Raw genomic sequence first — 14,877 nt, forward strand, 5'->3', positions numbered from 1 at the left:
GCCTGGAATTCAACATTAAAGTTAATTCCAGGCGTTTTTTATTTAATTCAAATAATGCGCTGTCCCACGATTTGCCATGCGGCTTCCATCGAGCTTTGCAATGTTGAATTTGTCCCGGTATTCTTTCGGCGTAACGCCTGTGCTTTTTTTGAACAACTGTCGAAACGATTTCAGATCATTGTAACCGGAGTTCAGCATGACTTCCAAAACGCTCTGGTCAGTTTGTGCCAGCAGTTTTTTTGCGGCTTCAATGCGCGTCCTTTGCAAATATTCGATTGGCGTAACACCAACTGCCTGCTTAAAACGCCGCACCACATTTCGCCTGCTGGCCGGAATATCCTGAATCAAAGCTTCAATTGTGCTTCCTTCCTGATACTCCTTTTCAATTTTTTGCTGCGCCATATTCACCAAACCGTCTCCATGGTCCGAAGAAGGTGAGAATGTTCCGAAATACGTTTGCTGCTCCCGGTCCATATCAATGGCAAACATTTTCGCCGTGCGCAGCGTAAGTTCTTTTCCGCAAAATCGCTGGATTAAATAAAGCATTAAATGAAAGCTGCTGGTTGCGCCGCCACTGGTATAGATTCCCTTGTCGTCCGTTACAACCGCATCACTTTTCATGATTACGTCCGGGAAGTTTGAAGCCAATGCCATAGCGGCATCAATGTGCGTTGTGGCTTCTTTTCCATTCAGTAAGCCGGCAGCAGCGAGTAAAAAGGCACCTGTACAAAAGCTTGCGATCTCGGCCCCATTCTGATATTGCTCCCAAAGCCAGGGAATGCAGATTTGATTTTTTGCTATGGAAATTTTCAAGTCTCCCGCACCGAATGCCGGCACCAAAATCAGATTTTGCTGCGGCGCTGCGGTGACCGAACTGATCTCATAAGCCCCATAGAACTGGCTAGGATAAGTTTCAGGAGAAAAAAGATTAATATTGAAAAAAGGAGCGCCGTTCTCCCGCTCGTAAAACATATTTGCCGATTCGAAAACATCCAGGATTGCCGCTACACTTAGCAAACGATGCTTATTTGTAATCAAAAGACCTAACTGTATCATTGTTATAGCGATTTAAAGGCAAAGTGTGCGACAATATAATATTATTTTGTCTCAAATGCCCCTATTTGTTGATTTTAAAAGCCATGCATTTTAAAATGATAATCTTACTTTTGTAATAAACAATAGTATTATAGGAATATGAGCGAGGCCGGATGTAAATGAACTTACAGCTTTCTAATCCAATGCTATTCGTGTAAATCCGTGTATCCGTGGCTAAAAATCAAAAATCATGAGCAAATCAAAATTCGAAACATCCCTGGAATCAGGCGTCCATAACCAACTGCAATCACTAATTGGAACCTGGAAAGGCACCACCAAAACCTGGTTCGAGCCAGGCGTTGTAGCAGATGAATCCCCGATGGAAGGAACGATCCGCTCCATATTAGGCGGCAGGTTTCTCATGCACGAATACAAAGGATCACTAAGCGAAAAGTCCTTCGAAGGCATAGCAATCTACGGCTACGACATCCCAAACAACAATTTCCAATCCGCCTGGATCGACAGTTTCCACATGGGCACCGGCATCATGTTATCCAGCGGCGCCCCTTCAGCATCCGGCTTTTCCGCCTTAGGCAGTTACGGTGGCCCCGAAATCCCCGAACCCTGGGGCTGGCGAACCGTAGTCGGGCTCACAGACAACGAAACCCTCATCATCACAGCCTACAACATTTCCCCGGAAGGCCAGGAAGACAAAGCCACAGAAACCATTTACAAGCGGATTGCATAAACTCACAACTGAGCCAGTTCTCTCTTAATAAATGTTTCCAGTTCCTCTTTGGTCGGCAGCTCTACGATATATTTGCTCACAAACAGCGGCATATCGCTGTCTGCAACCGCATATTCGATCAGCGCTTTATTCTGGTCCGTAACAAGCAACAGTCCGACGGGCGGATTGTCACTCGGCTGCATGACCTCTTTTTTATAATAGTTAATATATGTTTTTAGCTGCCCGATATGCTCGTGCTTGGCCTCTTTTGTTTTCAACTCCACCAACACATGGCATTTCAGAATGCGGTGATAAAAAACCAGATCGATGAAGAAATATTCTCCGCCCATCGTAATGCGTTTTTGTTTCGCTTCAAAGCAAAATCCATGGCCAAGTTCTATTAAAAATTCTTCCAGATTATCAATCAGCGCTTGTTGCAGATCATTCTCATAAACTACTTCCTTGGCTTTCAACCCTAGAAATTCAAATGTAAATGGTGATTTAATGAGATCAGCCAGATTTGCTTTTTCCGAAGTTTCATTCACATGCAAACGGAGCTTCTGTGTGTCAACGCTCAATCCTGAACGCTCAAAATAAAGCGTATTAATCTGCCGCTTCAACTCACTCACGCTCCAATTACCTTTAATGCATTCGGATTCGTAGAAAGCGCGTTTTTCTGCTGAACCAATTGGAAACAACTGAACAAGATGCGTGTAAGATAGATTTCCAATAAGCTTCTCTTGCTCGAATTGAATATCACAACTTGTGTCGCTGTCTTGCGCGACATTGGCTTCCACAATTTCAACTAATTCATTATCAGCACCTGATAATTTGGCAATCGGCAATTGCCAAATTGAAGAGCCCTTTATTCCAAGCTGTTTTAATTGCTGGTCCACGATTCTTGAAATGTCAGGATATAGCAAGTAAAATTGTCTGCAAAGTCGCAGGTTTCGGGCTGAAAAAGCATTCTGTCCCAGAGAATCAGCAAGCCTTTGGAGCAACTTATCTCCATACTTAGCCCGGTCTTCTCCATTCTGTTCAAACTCTACAATATAAAAGCCGACCAGCCAATTTTTAAGCGTAACATGCTTGTTAATCGCTTTGACAGCATTTTGTTGAAGAGTTGTGTGCGTCGTCTGAATGGCATTCACCAATCCATTGTAGTTTTTCATAGTAGTCAGATGATAGTGTAAAAATTTAAACGTTGGTAAAGTATATCTTTCACCTCACTAGCACCCAAACCATTCTCCCAATGGCATGAATTTGTTAACTATCGGTAAAAGGTTAATAATTTGTTCAGATGAAATACTTGGTTCGGCTTTTGATTGTGGTTTTGGTTGTGGGTTTTGCCGTTTCCTGTAAGCCTGTGCCGGTTTCACATTGGTTTCCGGTGACGCCGCGGGAACATTATGAGAAGGAACTCTATAAGGCTAAAATGGAGAAGACCGCCGCGGGCCAAACGTGGTTCAGAGTTGGTGAGGCTGTGTTGAATGATTCGGTATTTTCACTTGCACCTTATCAGGAGCGGTTTTTTCTGGGTGATTCCGTGCCGGCGCAGGCGATCCTGTTGAAGGTTCCTGAAGGGCGAAGACTGGTTATAGCGCCTACCCGTGAAGAGGGCGACACATCTGCCCATTTCTTTATGGAACTCTATAAAATCAAGCGCAACGGAAAGCCGCAGCGACTCGACTACATCAGCGATAAAACACAAACATTAACCTACACAAACGACGACTCCGACACATTACTCCTGCGCCTGCAAACCGGCCTGAATGAACAAACGGCTGTGTCACTCTCCCTCACCACCGAACCGGCATTAGGCTTCCCGGTTTCCGGACATAGCATGTCATCCGTGATTAGTTTCTGGGGTGCGGACCGCGATGGTGGGGTGCGGTCACATGAAGGAATTGATATCCGGGCCAAACGCGGAACACCTGTTATTGCAGCGCAAAATGGCTTTGTGACGCAAACAGGCACCAATAATCTGGGTGGGAAGGTTGTGTTTCTTTCATCCGTGAGCAGCTCCTATTCTCTATACTATGCACATTTGGACAGTCAAATGGTTTCAGTTGGCCAGCGGGTGATCGTTGGAGATACACTTGGATTGGTTGGAAATACGGGTAATGCAATCACAACGGCGCCGCATTTACATTTTGGGATCTATGCACGTGGCTCAGGGGCCGTTAATCCGTTACCATTTATCGATAATCGTAAAGAAAAAATCCCAGGCTTGCCCGAGCGGTCACGCTGGCTGGGCGATACGGTCCACATTCGGCGTAAAGCCAATTTATATGTTTCTCCCCAATTTGAAAAGTCCGGGCAGATCGCTTCGCTGCCCGCTAATACGTTGGTAAGGATATTGGGTGAAATGGCAAAAGGATTCAGGGTAGAAACAGAAAACGGCGCAAAAGGATATATTCCTACCGTGCCGTTCGAGGCTTATTCGAAACAGATTTCTTCAATTGAATAATACAAAAACAAACTATTGCTTGTCAGCGATCATCTCAATGTCCTGGCCTTCAAAAACCACGAAAATGTTCAGCTTATTGGATTTTACACTTCCCACTTTTTCGGTTCCTTCGTAAATGTCGATCCCTGTGCTTCCGGAATTTTTCAGGTTTAATGTTCCCAGATCTTCGTCCGGCTCAGAAACGCCATCCACCTTTGCCTTCATCTTTGCGGTCACAACTTCGGCGGAAAACTTATCCAGGTGAACTGTAATTAATGATCCATTCAAAGGCCTTTTAACCCCGTCGACATTCAACTCTGTAACCTTGTATGTGCCCGCCACCTGCGCGGCCAGTTCAGGCGCAGGATCTTTGTCTTTGTCCTTCTTGCAGGCAAAAAATAATGTACTCAGGAATAGAATCAGAAAAATCTTTTTCATGGCTGTTTTGATTAAATATTCAATAAATAGATATTATAAATTGTCCTTTTTGACTCAACAAAGGTAGATCCGTAGCAGCGCGGCAATCAATCCTCTGAAAGTAGGATTTTCGAAAAATCATGCTTTTACAGGATATTATTGAAAGGTTTTATTTAAGAATTTTACACCCGTAATTTTCAAGTCAAAACTCCTCTGCAATCGATGAAATTAGTTTTTACGACGGCCTTACTCATTTTTATTTATGCACATGCAAATGCCCAAACCGGCGATGCGAATTCAATTTTGAAGAAGATCAGCGAGAGTAAGGAGGATACAAACCGGGCGCTGGCTTACATTGAATATGGCAACCTGCTCGAAAACCAGAACATTGACAGCGCCGGCAAATATTATCTGAAAGCAGAAGCATTAAGCCAGAAGCTCGAGTATAAAATGGGGAAGTTCAAATTCCGCTCAAACTATACGTATATACTGAACCTGCAAGGGAAATTTGAACAGGGGCTTAAACTGAATAAAGAGAGCCTGGAAATTGCCACGGACATGAAACACCAGGTGAACGTTGGTAAGAGCCTGGCCAACATTGCCACCAGCCACGTTTACATGGGCAATTTCACCGAGGCCATCAAATATTACCAACGCTCGGTAGACCAGTTTGAAAAGCTGGGAATGAAAGAATTTTTGCCAAGGCTTTACATCAGCATCGGTTCCGCATTTGAGCATGCCAATCTTTTTAAAAAATCATTGGTATACAAACAAAAAGCCTTGCAGCTCGCCCGCCCTATGAAGGATAGCCTGCAACTGGCCGACATTCTTACCAACATTGGCGGCAATTATTTCAATTTGAAACGATATAAAGAAGGATTGGCGGTTTATACTGAGGGGCTTGCTGTGGCACAAAAAATCAAATCGGACATTTTTATCGTGCAGGCTTACGGTGGGCTTTGCCGGGTAAACCGCGGACTGAAAAAGTTGGACGTTGCCCGGGAATATGGAGAAAAAGGATTGACGCTGGCAAGAAAAACGGGCAATGTGTTTCTGGAAATGGAATGTCTGAGAGCGCTGATGTTCGTCGCGGAAGATTATAACGACACTGCGCTTTCTGCCAAATACACCAGGGAAGCCCTCAAAATTGCGGAAGCGAATCAAATGACGGACCATTTGGTGGAATTATATGAGGATTACGCAACAGATCTGGCCCGCGAGAACAACTACAAAGGCGCCTATGATTATCTGATGAAATACAACATGATGAATGATTCAATCCAGGGGCTCGACATTCAGAAACAATTGCAGGAGCTGGACACCAAATATTTGACGGCCCAAAAAGAAAAGCAGATTGTCACCTTGGAAAAAGAAAAACAAACACGTAACACATTAATTTATAGTCTTATAGCAGGATTTGTCGTATTCATTATTATAGCGGTTTTGGTTTACAGGAACATTGCAATCCGAAAAAGGATCGCCGAACAAGAGGTTTTACAATTACAACAGGAAAAACAGCTTGTGGCCACAAACTCAATTTTGAAGGGCCAGGAAGAGGAACGCACCCGAGTAGCCAGGGACTTGCATGACGGTCTCGGCGGATTATTATCTGGTATCAAATTAACTTTAAATTCCGTGAAAGGAAATGTAATTCTTCCCGAGGAAAGTGCAATGACCTTTACCCGGGCAATCACACAACTGGATAGCGCAATCAGCGAAATGCGCCGCGTAGCACACAGCATGATGCCCGAAACATTGGTCAGGTTTGGCCTGATCGAAGCCCTGAGCGATTTCTGCGAAGGGATCAGCGCATCCGGACAATTGAAGGTGACGATGCAGGACTTTGGCTTCGAACAGCGCCTGGACTCGTCCATTGAAATCGTACTTTACCGCGTCGTCCAGGAGCTTTTAAACAATGTCCTGAAATATGCGGAAGCAACGGAAGCGCAGGTGCAGCTTACCAGGATCGGAAGCAATGTAAGCCTTACGGTGGAAGATAATGGAAAGGGATTTGATGTCAACAGCCTGGAAACCAGCAAAGGTGCAGGATTCAGAAATGTGCAGGCAAGGGTGGATTATCTCAACGGTAAGCTCGACATCCAATCCACACCCGAAGAAGGCACGTCGGTGCTGGTAGAAACTGTCGTATAAAATGCTTTTACTAATAGATGTAACCCAACTTTGTGTGAACTTATGAGCACCAGAATCCTGATTGTAGATGACCACCCGATGGTATTGGAAGGACTAAAATCCCTGTTATCCGACAGTGAGGGCATTTCGGTTGTAGGCACGGCTTCCAACGCTATTGACGCCATTGCATTTCTCAAAACCAACGAAGTCGACATTGCTTTTTTGGATATTAATTTGCCTGATATCAGTGGCATTGAGCTTTGCAAGAAGGTTAAGGACCAATTTCCGGAAGTAAAAACGCTTGCATTGAGCACATTCAGCGAGCGCGCCTACGTTTCGCGCATGATCCAGAATGGCGCTTCGGGATATCTTATCAAGAGTTCAAGCAAAGAAGAAATTCTGGAAGCTATTCAGCAAGTCCAGGCGGGTGGGTATTTTATGAATGTCAATTTCGACCAGGCCGCAGCAACGCCAACGCCTAAAACCATCCCTTTCCTGACCCGCCGCGAGAAAGAAGTCCTGCTCCTCATCGCCGAAGGCCTCACCAACCCGCAGATCGCCGACAAACTCTTCATCAGCGTCACCACCGTAAACAGCCACCGCCAAAATCTCTTAATGAAATTCGAAGTATCCAATACAGCATCGCTCATCAAGCTGGCTGCTGGTTTGGGGTTGATTTAAGTAAAAAGGAAGTGTAATTTATCAATTGTTAGAAGACTCAAAAATTTAATTAAATTTGAGAATGACAACATTAAGAATCAACATACTAAATCCGAAGGCGACCAAATTGCTCAAAGACCTTGCTGATCTTGACCTGATAGCAATTGAAAAACCAGCCGCCTCAGGATTTGCATCTATACTCAAACGACTCCGTTCCAAAAACAAATCAGTTCCCAATTTGGATGAAATAGCCAGGGAAGTAGACTTGGTCCGTAGTAAACGTTATGAGAAATAAGCCCATCAGAATAATCTTAGACACGAATCTTTGGATCAGTTTTCTTATTTCAAAAGACTATTCAAAGCTTGATAAAATCCTTTTCTCAGGAAAGTGCCGTTTAGTTTTCAGCGAAGAACTGGTACGCGAATTTTTACTAGTGGCTGGCCGGCCTAAATTCAAAAAATACTTCTCCACTGACGATCTGGAAGCCATATTGGAATCCATAGAAGAATATGCGGATTTCGTTCATGTAACTACCGTAGCAACCCATTGCAGAGATGCCAAAGACAACTTCTTACTTTCGTTGGCAATCGATGGAAAGGCCGACTATTTGCTTACAGGTGATAGTGATCTCCTGGATCTTGAAACCGTTGAAGACACACAAATAGTGACCATTGCCAACTTCCTTCAAAAGCTATAACTTCCCTTATAAAGAGCGAAGCAACGGATAAACACTCTTGGCAAGGATTTTTTACTCCGAATAGGAATACCTATCCTATCCACATGATTAAAACCATTTACTGCTTCTTATTTGCGTTGACTTTTTCTGCGACAAGCGCTTTTGCGCAGCTTACTATTTTTAATGTTTCTTCATCCGAGATTACGGAAAAGAACAAGCTTAGTTTTCAGCAGCAATTTGAAATTCAAGACGTTATTAACTCTACTACCACAGCGACTTACGGATTGGGAAAATTTTGGGAAGTCGGTGTCAATGTTTTCAATGTGAACTACGAACGTGCTTCGCATCATTTTGTCCATAATGATTCAAGTGCAGCTGAGCCCTATGCGCCACTTGTTCTGATCAATACACAGAAATTATTCAAGATTAATAAAGCCTTAGGGATTGGTTTGGGCGGTTTGGCCGGGACGAATCTTGCCCATAAGAAGCATCTGGTTTACTTCACCTATGCAAATTTGGCTGCGTCGCTGGCCAATGATCATTATAAATTAGCTGTCGGAGGTTATTTTGCAAACAACGGTTATTTGGGCGAAGGACCTATTAATGGCGTTCAGCTCGGACTTGATGCTGGAATCTGGTACGAAAAAATCCATTTATTGGCGGACTGGCTTTCAGGCTCGCATTCCAAAGGCCAGCTTTCAACAGGCGTCGGAATCTATTTCCTAAAACATTTACCCGTATCCGCAGGCTGGCAACGCTCCAACGCCGACGGCTCCCAGGGCTGGGTGCTGCAAGTTACCTATGTGCCGTAATATTATTTGGTGTAGTGAAAGCGGCATTGGATGATGATAACCTTGTCGCGTTGTATTTCGTAAACGAGCCTATGTTCGTCTGTTATCCTTCTCGACCAATACCCTGAAAGTTCGTGTTTTAGAGGTTCCGGTTTCCCGATTCCATTGAAGGGAGTTTCCAGGATAGAGGTTACAAGATTTTTGATTTTTTTCAAAATCGCCACATTCCCCGACATTCTCCAATATTCTAATTGTGATTCCGCTTTCTGTGTAAACTCTATTTCCATATATCATCAAGGCCAATTTTACGGGTTTTTCCGTCCTTGGCTTCTTGAATAGAGTCTAAGAGTTCAGTCTTATTGGTTGAGTTGCTTAACAGATAATCGGTTGTGTCCTGGTCCTGGCAGGTTTTGTAGCTTATGCCGACAGTTTCAAGAAAAGCTTTGAGTGTGCTGATCTGTTCATTGTCTCCCTGAATAATTAAGGTTTCCATAATGCTAATTTTGGTATGATAAAGATACCAATTTATTTCAAAATGCAACTTCTACTCGTTCGTCACCAAACTCCCGAACGGGAACAGCGCTGAGGAGATGTGTGCTTTGTTCATGATCTGGCCTAGTTCTTTGGCTTTTTCGGGGAATTGGGGGGTGAGATTTGTAGTTTCGCCGGGATCTTTGGAGAGGTCGTAAAGTTCGACCAATGCATCCGGGTTCCCGGCAGCTTTTAACCTGATGGCTTTCCAGTTTCCCTGCCTAACCGCCTGCCTTCCACCTTGTTCATGGAATTCCCAATACAAATAATCGTGCTTCTTTTGGGTCGGTTTGCCCTTTAATGCGTCAGTGAAAGATATTCCGTCGATGTTATGAGGGGCTTGGGCATTGGCGAGTTCAGTAAAAGTTGGGAGAATGTCCCAGAATGCGCCAATGTAGTCACTTTTGGAGCCTGGCTTGATCGTGCCCGGCCAGCGTGCCGCGAATGGCTCCCTAACCCCACCCTCATACAAATCGCGCTTTACGCCACGAAATGCGCCGCTGCTTCTGAAAAATTTTGGATCTGCGCCGCCTTCCACATGCGGGCCGTTGTCGCTGGTGAAGATGACGAGCGTATTTTTGTCCAGTCCTTTTTCTTTTAATTTATCCAAAACCTGCCCAACGTACATATCCAGACGTGTAACCATGGCAGCGAATGTAGCGCGGGGAAATTCCTGAGAAGTATAGCCGCCACTTTTTGCATTGGAACCATAATCTGCTCCGCGGTGAAATTTCTCTTCAAACTTACCTTTGTAAGATTGAAAAATGCTGTCATCGGGTACAATCAGCTCTGCATGAGGCAGAATGTATGGCAAAAACAGGAAAAACGGCTGCTTTCCATCCCGGCTGTCCATAAAGCTTAATGCCTTCTTTTGAATAAGGTCAGGCGCGTATTCTTTATTATAAAGCAGGTTTTTATTTGCTTCAAGCACAATTTGTTTATCATTATCCCAAAGATGGTTCGGGTAATAACGGTGCGCCAGACTTTGACAATTGTAACCATAAAATTGACTGAAACCCTGTTTGTTAGGATCTCCTTCTGAGCCAACCGGGCCAAGTCCCCATTTACCAAAAGCACCGGTGACGTAACCGGCTTTTTGCAAAATTTCAGCAACAGTCAATACAGAATCTGCGATAGGCTGCTGTCCTTCCGGTAAAACCGATTTGTTTCCCCTTATATATGTATGTCCGGTGTGCTGGCCGGTCAGTAACGAAGACCTGGAAGGTGCGCAAACGGATGTTCCTGCATAAAATTGATTAAAAATCATCCCTTCTCGGGCCAGCCGGTCAATGTTAGGTGTCCTGATGAGCTTTTGTCCGTTGAATCCGACATCGCCGTAACCGAGGTCATCGGCAAGGATGAAAATGATGTTTGGACGAACTGTTTTTGTAGCTGGCGTCTGGGCGTGTAAATGTGCTCCCGTGAGGTGAATGAGCAAGCAGCAAAACAGTGCAATAACTTTTTTCATTATTTACTCCTATATTTGATATACTCCAAAAGACATTAAAACCGCTGGAATACTTGAAAATCGGCGGCTATCTTTGCCCTGATACCCTACGACAGCCCAGACGACTGGCATGAATTGACAACCACCGAAAATTCCGGCAAGTCGGACCTGAGCTGTCTAATAGGGTATCAGGGTTCAATAACATCTATCCTGAATGCGATCTAAAAGCATAATCTACTTACTTGATAGACAAAATAAAGATATTAAAATCAAACAAACAATAGGCGCTGGCAATAAAGCTTATCCGACAGGTAGATTTTTTGAAATACAACTTCTTTGGACATCTATTATTACTAATTTTCCGGGATGGAGAAAGACAATACTTATTTTGGCGTAAAAGAAATTGCGCGGAGGGCGAATGTTTCGATTGCAACGGTAGACAGGGTGATCCACAACCGCACCGGCGTTTCTGAAAAAACCAAAAAGAAGATCAACGAGATCATTAAAGAACTTGATTATCAGCCAAATATATTAGCAAGTCGGTTGGCTTCACGGAAGATTATTTCCCTGACTGTGTTGATTCCAAAGGTTTCTGAGGAAACTGATTTTTGGGAAGCGCCGCTCAAAGGAATCGTCCGCGCTCAAAATGAGATCAAGAAATATGGTGTTCAGGTAAGCACATTTCTTTTTGATTTAAATGATCATAATTCTTTTACGGAACAAACGAAATTAATCCTGGCCGGCACTTTTGATGGCGTGTTGGTTGCGCCTTCGTTTGTTGAGGAAGCACGTGCGTTCGCCGCAGACTGTAATAAGTTAAAAATCCCATTCACATTCATTGATTCCGACATTCCGGATCAGGCAAATCTGGCCTATATAGGCCCACATTTGTTTCAAAGCGGCTATGTAGGCGCCAAATTGCTGACTTACCGCTTAAAAGAAAAGCATAAAGTGCTGGTTGTCAACATTTCAAAAGACACAGACACTTATAATTATCTGCAAATCGAAGAAGGTTTCAGGACTTATTTCAAAGATCATAACCTGCCGGGCGAAATCATTAAGGCCGACATTAAGGACACGGATAATTTATCGGTGACGCGTGACCTTAAACGCATCTTGCATTCGCATGAGAATATCGAGGCTATTTTTGTAACCAATTCGCGCGTTTCGGCGGTCGCATCTTTTCTTGAAAAAGAGAACCGAAACGACATTTCCCTGATCGGCTACGACTTTCTGAAAGAAAACATCCGGTATTTGAATGAAGGGCTAATTGATTTTCTGATTTGCCACAAACCCGAAGAGCAGGGTTACCGTGGATTAATGGCTTTATACCAGACATTGGTGCTAGGCACGCCGGTTGAAAAGGTCCATTTTATGCCCATTGACATTATTACAAAAGAGAACCAGGCATTTTACCAGAATTGATGCATTTTGAGTCAACACCCATATAATGACCTTTGTTTTTGATTTATTTCAAAATAATTTATAATCAAATTAGACAGTAGGCTATAAACAAATTAATGTTCCTATATTTACGGGTACGTACCCGGGTTTTCGAACGCTCCTGAACACTTTCCTATTGACCTATGCATTTGAATAGAAGAAACTTCATCCTGAAAACTGTTGCAACTGGCGCGGGCTTGGGATTATTAAAATATTTGCCTGCTGATGCCAAGCCTGCCGACGGAAAAAGAGTGGGCATTATTGGCCTGGACACTTCTCACAGCATTGCATTTACAAAAGCGCTAAATGCTGCCCAACCGGATCCTGTTTATGACGGATACAAGGTCACAGCAGCCTATCCGCAGGGAAGCAAGGACATTGAATCCAGCACAAAACGCATTCCCGGTTACATTGAAGAAGTGAAAAAATTGGGCGTAAAAATCACGGGTTCGATCCAGGAACTGCTGGCCGAAACGGACGTGATCCTTTTGGAAACCAATGACGGCAGGCTGCATCTGGAGCAGGCACTGGAAGTGTTCAAAGCGGGCAAAAGAATGTTTATCGACAAACCCGTAGCAGGCTCGTTATCAGACACAATCGCGATTTACAATGCTGCCGAAAAATACAAAATCCCCGTTTTCTCGGCTTCATCACTACGTTATATCAAAGGAGTTGAAAATATAGATAAAACCAAAGTTTTAGGCGCAGACACATATAGCCCGGCGGTGTTGGAAAAAACCCATCCTGACTTTTTCTGGTATGGCGTTCACGGCGTGGAGACGCTTTACACCGTCATGGGAACAGGCTGCAAAAGTGTCACGCGGGTAAGCACGCCTGATACAGACATTGTCGTCGGAATTTGGGGCGATGGCCGGACGGGAACATTCCGTGGAACGCGAACCGGCAAACACGATTACGGCGGGACGGTTTTTACCGAGGAAGGCAACAAAGTTTTGGGCCCTTATGCTGGTTATGAGCCGCTTTTGATGGATATTATTAAATATTTCAAAACCGGCGAAATGCCTGTGACGCCTCAGGAAACAATAGAAATATTTACATTCATGGAGGCCGCCGACGAAAGCAAACGGCAAGGCGGAAAAAGCGTAATGCTGGAAAGTGTGCTTAATAAAGCCAAAAAAGGCCGATGAAACCGAGATTATTCCAAAACCTTATTCCTATGAAAAATAATCCTGAAAAAAACATTGAAATCGCCCCGGATAAGACCAGTGAGCAGAGAAGGGATTTCATAAAAAAGACGCTGGCGGGAAGTGCGTTGCTTACATTTGGTGGCATTCTCCCGGGTTTCAGTCCAAAAAGTTATGCGAAAATTATTGGTGCAAATGAAAAAGTCCGCGTCGGCGTAATGGGCGTGAACAGCCGTGGCCTGGCGCTGGCATCCAACTATGCTTTACAACCCAATTGTGAAGTCGTTTCGATCTCTGATGTTGACTCGAGAGCAGCAGAAAAATGCATTAATACAGTCAACGACATTCAAAAATCCAAGCCGGCCAACACGCCTGATTTTCGTAAAGCACTGGAAAATAAGGATATGGACGCATTGGTAATCGCTGCTCCCGACCACTGGCACGCGCCGGCGGCTATCTTGGCTTCCAAAGCTGGTAAGCATGTTTACCTCGAAAAACCTTGCAGCCACAACCCGAACGAAGGCGAAATGCTGATCGCGGCCGCTAAAAAATATAAGAATGTGATCCAAATGGGCAACCAGCGCCGTTCCTGGCCGAATGTTGCAGCGGGTATTAAGGAGGTTCATAATGGTGCGATTGGGCGTGCTTATTTTGTAAAAGGTTGGTATACCAATAACAGGGTGTCGATTGGCGTGGGAAAGGAGACTGCCGTTCCTGCTTGGCTGGATTATGAATTATGGCAAGGGCCTGCGCCACGCCGCGCCTATAAGGATAATCTGATCCATTACAACTGGCACTGGCTCTGGAACTGGGGAACGGGTGAAGCGCTTAACAATGGCACGCACATGCTGGACTTAATGCGCTGGGGATTGCAGGTTGAGTATCCCAATCGCGTTACTTCCTCAGGTGGGCGTTACCGTTACAAGGATGACTGGGAAACACCTGATACGCAGATCATTAATCTTCAATTTGATAATAACACGGCTATGTCCTGGGAAGGCAGAAGCTGTAACGGCCGGACTAATGAAGGCAGCAGCGTAGGGGTGATTTTCTATGGGGAAACAGGCTCATTGCAAATCGGCGAAGGCAACACTTACACCATTTACGGGCTTGATAACAAGGTGATTAAGGAAGTAAAAAATGACTTTGTGATTGATCCTAGGAATAAGATGAACCCGTCGCAGGGTCTGGATGCATTGCACATTCAAAACTTCTTTGATGCCATTAAAAAAGGAACGCCGCTGGCTTCTGAAATCGTTGGCGGACACCAAAGCACGTTGCTCGCGCAGCTCGGCAACATCGCCTACCGAACTGAGGGAACATTGCATATAGACTCCTCAAACGGCCACATCAAAAATAACAAAGAAGCCCAAAAACTCTGGAAAAGAGAATATCAAAAGGGCTGGGAACCGACTGTTTAGCTCA

At 44.4% G+C, this 14,877-nt stretch carries 16 protein-coding genes; 10 read left to right on the forward strand and 6 right to left on the reverse strand.

Features of this window, described 5'->3' with window-relative positions:
- Nucleotides 1–42: 42 nt before the first annotated feature.
- On the reverse strand, nt 43–1,056 hold the full coding sequence (locus L0659_RS23755; protein WP_235129062.1) for a GlxA family transcriptional regulator: 1,014 nt from the start codon (nt 1,054–1,056) through the stop codon (nt 43–45).
- 229 nt (nt 1,057–1,285) lie between these two features.
- Here L0659_RS23755 and L0659_RS23760 point away from each other — a divergent pair, with 229 nt between their 5' ends.
- The gene (locus L0659_RS23760; protein ID WP_235129063.1) at nt 1,286–1,783 is read left to right on the forward strand and encodes a DUF1579 domain-containing protein; all 498 of its coding nucleotides are present in this window, start codon (nt 1,286–1,288) and stop codon (nt 1,781–1,783) included.
- A 2-nt stretch (nt 1,784–1,785) separates the two neighbouring features.
- On the opposite strand, the gene L0659_RS23765 is transcribed toward L0659_RS23760, so the two are convergent.
- Nucleotides 1,786–2,934, reverse strand: coding sequence for a YhcG family protein (locus L0659_RS23765; RefSeq protein WP_235129064.1), 1,149 nt, complete (start codon nt 2,932–2,934; stop codon nt 1,786–1,788).
- Between the two features lie 128 nt (nt 2,935–3,062).
- Between L0659_RS23765 and L0659_RS23770 the strand changes: the two genes are divergently transcribed.
- On the forward strand, nt 3,063–4,232 hold the full coding sequence (locus tag L0659_RS23770; RefSeq protein WP_235129065.1) for a peptidoglycan DD-metalloendopeptidase family protein: 1,170 nt from the start codon (nt 3,063–3,065) through the stop codon (nt 4,230–4,232).
- 12 nt (nt 4,233–4,244) lie between these two features.
- On the opposite strand, the gene L0659_RS23775 is transcribed toward L0659_RS23770, so the two are convergent.
- Nucleotides 4,245–4,649: a hypothetical protein gene (locus L0659_RS23775; RefSeq protein WP_235129066.1), complete on the reverse strand. Its 405-nt coding sequence runs from the start codon at nt 4,647–4,649 to the stop codon at nt 4,245–4,247.
- Nucleotides 4,650–4,850: 201 nt separating this feature from the next.
- On the opposite strand from L0659_RS23775, the gene L0659_RS23780 reads away from it, so the two are divergent.
- From L0659_RS23780 to L0659_RS23800, 5 genes are all read left to right on the forward strand, one after another.
- On the forward strand, nt 4,851–6,779 hold the full coding sequence (locus L0659_RS23780; RefSeq protein WP_235129067.1) for a tetratricopeptide repeat protein: 1,929 nt from the start codon (nt 4,851–4,853) through the stop codon (nt 6,777–6,779).
- Between the two features lie 42 nt (nt 6,780–6,821).
- The gene (locus tag L0659_RS23785) at nt 6,822–7,439 is read left to right on the forward strand and encodes a response regulator transcription factor (RefSeq protein ID WP_235129068.1); all 618 of its coding nucleotides are present in this window, start codon (nt 6,822–6,824) and stop codon (nt 7,437–7,439) included.
- A 61-nt stretch (nt 7,440–7,500) separates the two neighbouring features.
- Complete coding sequence (locus L0659_RS23790) at nt 7,501–7,713, forward strand: hypothetical protein (RefSeq protein WP_235129069.1); 213 nt, start codon at nt 7,501–7,503, stop codon at nt 7,711–7,713.
- Entirely contained in the window at nt 7,703–8,116 is a 414-nt protein-coding gene (locus L0659_RS23795) for a putative toxin-antitoxin system toxin component, PIN family (RefSeq protein WP_235129070.1), read from the forward strand. Before L0659_RS23790 ends, L0659_RS23795 begins: the two co-directional genes overlap by 11 nt.
- 83 nt (nt 8,117–8,199) lie before the next feature.
- On the forward strand, nt 8,200–8,907 hold the full coding sequence (locus tag L0659_RS23800; protein WP_235129071.1) for a hypothetical protein: 708 nt from the start codon (nt 8,200–8,202) through the stop codon (nt 8,905–8,907).
- 2 nt (nt 8,908–8,909) lie between these two features.
- Here the strand turns inward: L0659_RS23800 and L0659_RS23805 are convergent, their stop codons facing one another.
- Genes L0659_RS23805 through L0659_RS23815 form a run of 3 tightly spaced genes read right to left on the reverse strand, consistent with a single transcriptional unit; the run spans nt 8,910 to nt 10,885 of the window.
- Nucleotides 8,910–9,173 (reverse strand): Txe/YoeB family addiction module toxin, encoded by a 264-nt coding sequence (locus L0659_RS23805; protein ID WP_235129072.1) that lies wholly within the window; start codon nt 9,171–9,173, stop codon nt 8,910–8,912.
- A complete protein-coding gene (locus tag L0659_RS23810; RefSeq protein ID WP_235129073.1) occupies nt 9,164–9,379 on the reverse strand; it encodes a hypothetical protein in 216 nt (71 codons plus the stop codon). The genes L0659_RS23805 and L0659_RS23810 overlap by 10 nt, the downstream gene beginning before the upstream one ends.
- Nucleotides 9,380–9,430: 51 nt before the next feature.
- Nucleotides 9,431–10,885, reverse strand: coding sequence for an arylsulfatase (locus L0659_RS23815; protein WP_235129074.1), 1,455 nt, complete (start codon nt 10,883–10,885; stop codon nt 9,431–9,433).
- A gap of 345 nt (nt 10,886–11,230) precedes the next feature.
- Between L0659_RS23815 and L0659_RS23820 the strand changes: the two genes are divergently transcribed.
- The 3 genes from L0659_RS23820 (at nt 11,231) to L0659_RS23830 (ending at nt 14,873) form a co-directional block, all read left to right on the forward strand.
- Nucleotides 11,231–12,289: a substrate-binding domain-containing protein gene (locus tag L0659_RS23820; RefSeq protein ID WP_235129075.1), complete on the forward strand. Its 1,059-nt coding sequence runs from the start codon at nt 11,231–11,233 to the stop codon at nt 12,287–12,289.
- A gap of 161 nt (nt 12,290–12,450) precedes the next feature.
- Complete coding sequence (locus L0659_RS23825) at nt 12,451–13,455, forward strand: Gfo/Idh/MocA family protein (protein ID WP_235129076.1); 1,005 nt, start codon at nt 12,451–12,453, stop codon at nt 13,453–13,455.
- A gap of 29 nt (nt 13,456–13,484) precedes the next feature.
- Nucleotides 13,485–14,873: a Gfo/Idh/MocA family protein gene (locus tag L0659_RS23830; protein WP_235129077.1), complete on the forward strand. Its 1,389-nt coding sequence runs from the start codon at nt 13,485–13,487 to the stop codon at nt 14,871–14,873.
- Nucleotides 14,874–14,877: the final 4 nt, after the last annotated feature.

Origin of the sequence: Dyadobacter sp. CY347 (assembly GCF_021502655.1) — a bacterium.
In the GTDB taxonomy this organism is placed as follows: domain Bacteria; phylum Bacteroidota; class Bacteroidia; order Cytophagales; family Spirosomataceae; genus Dyadobacter.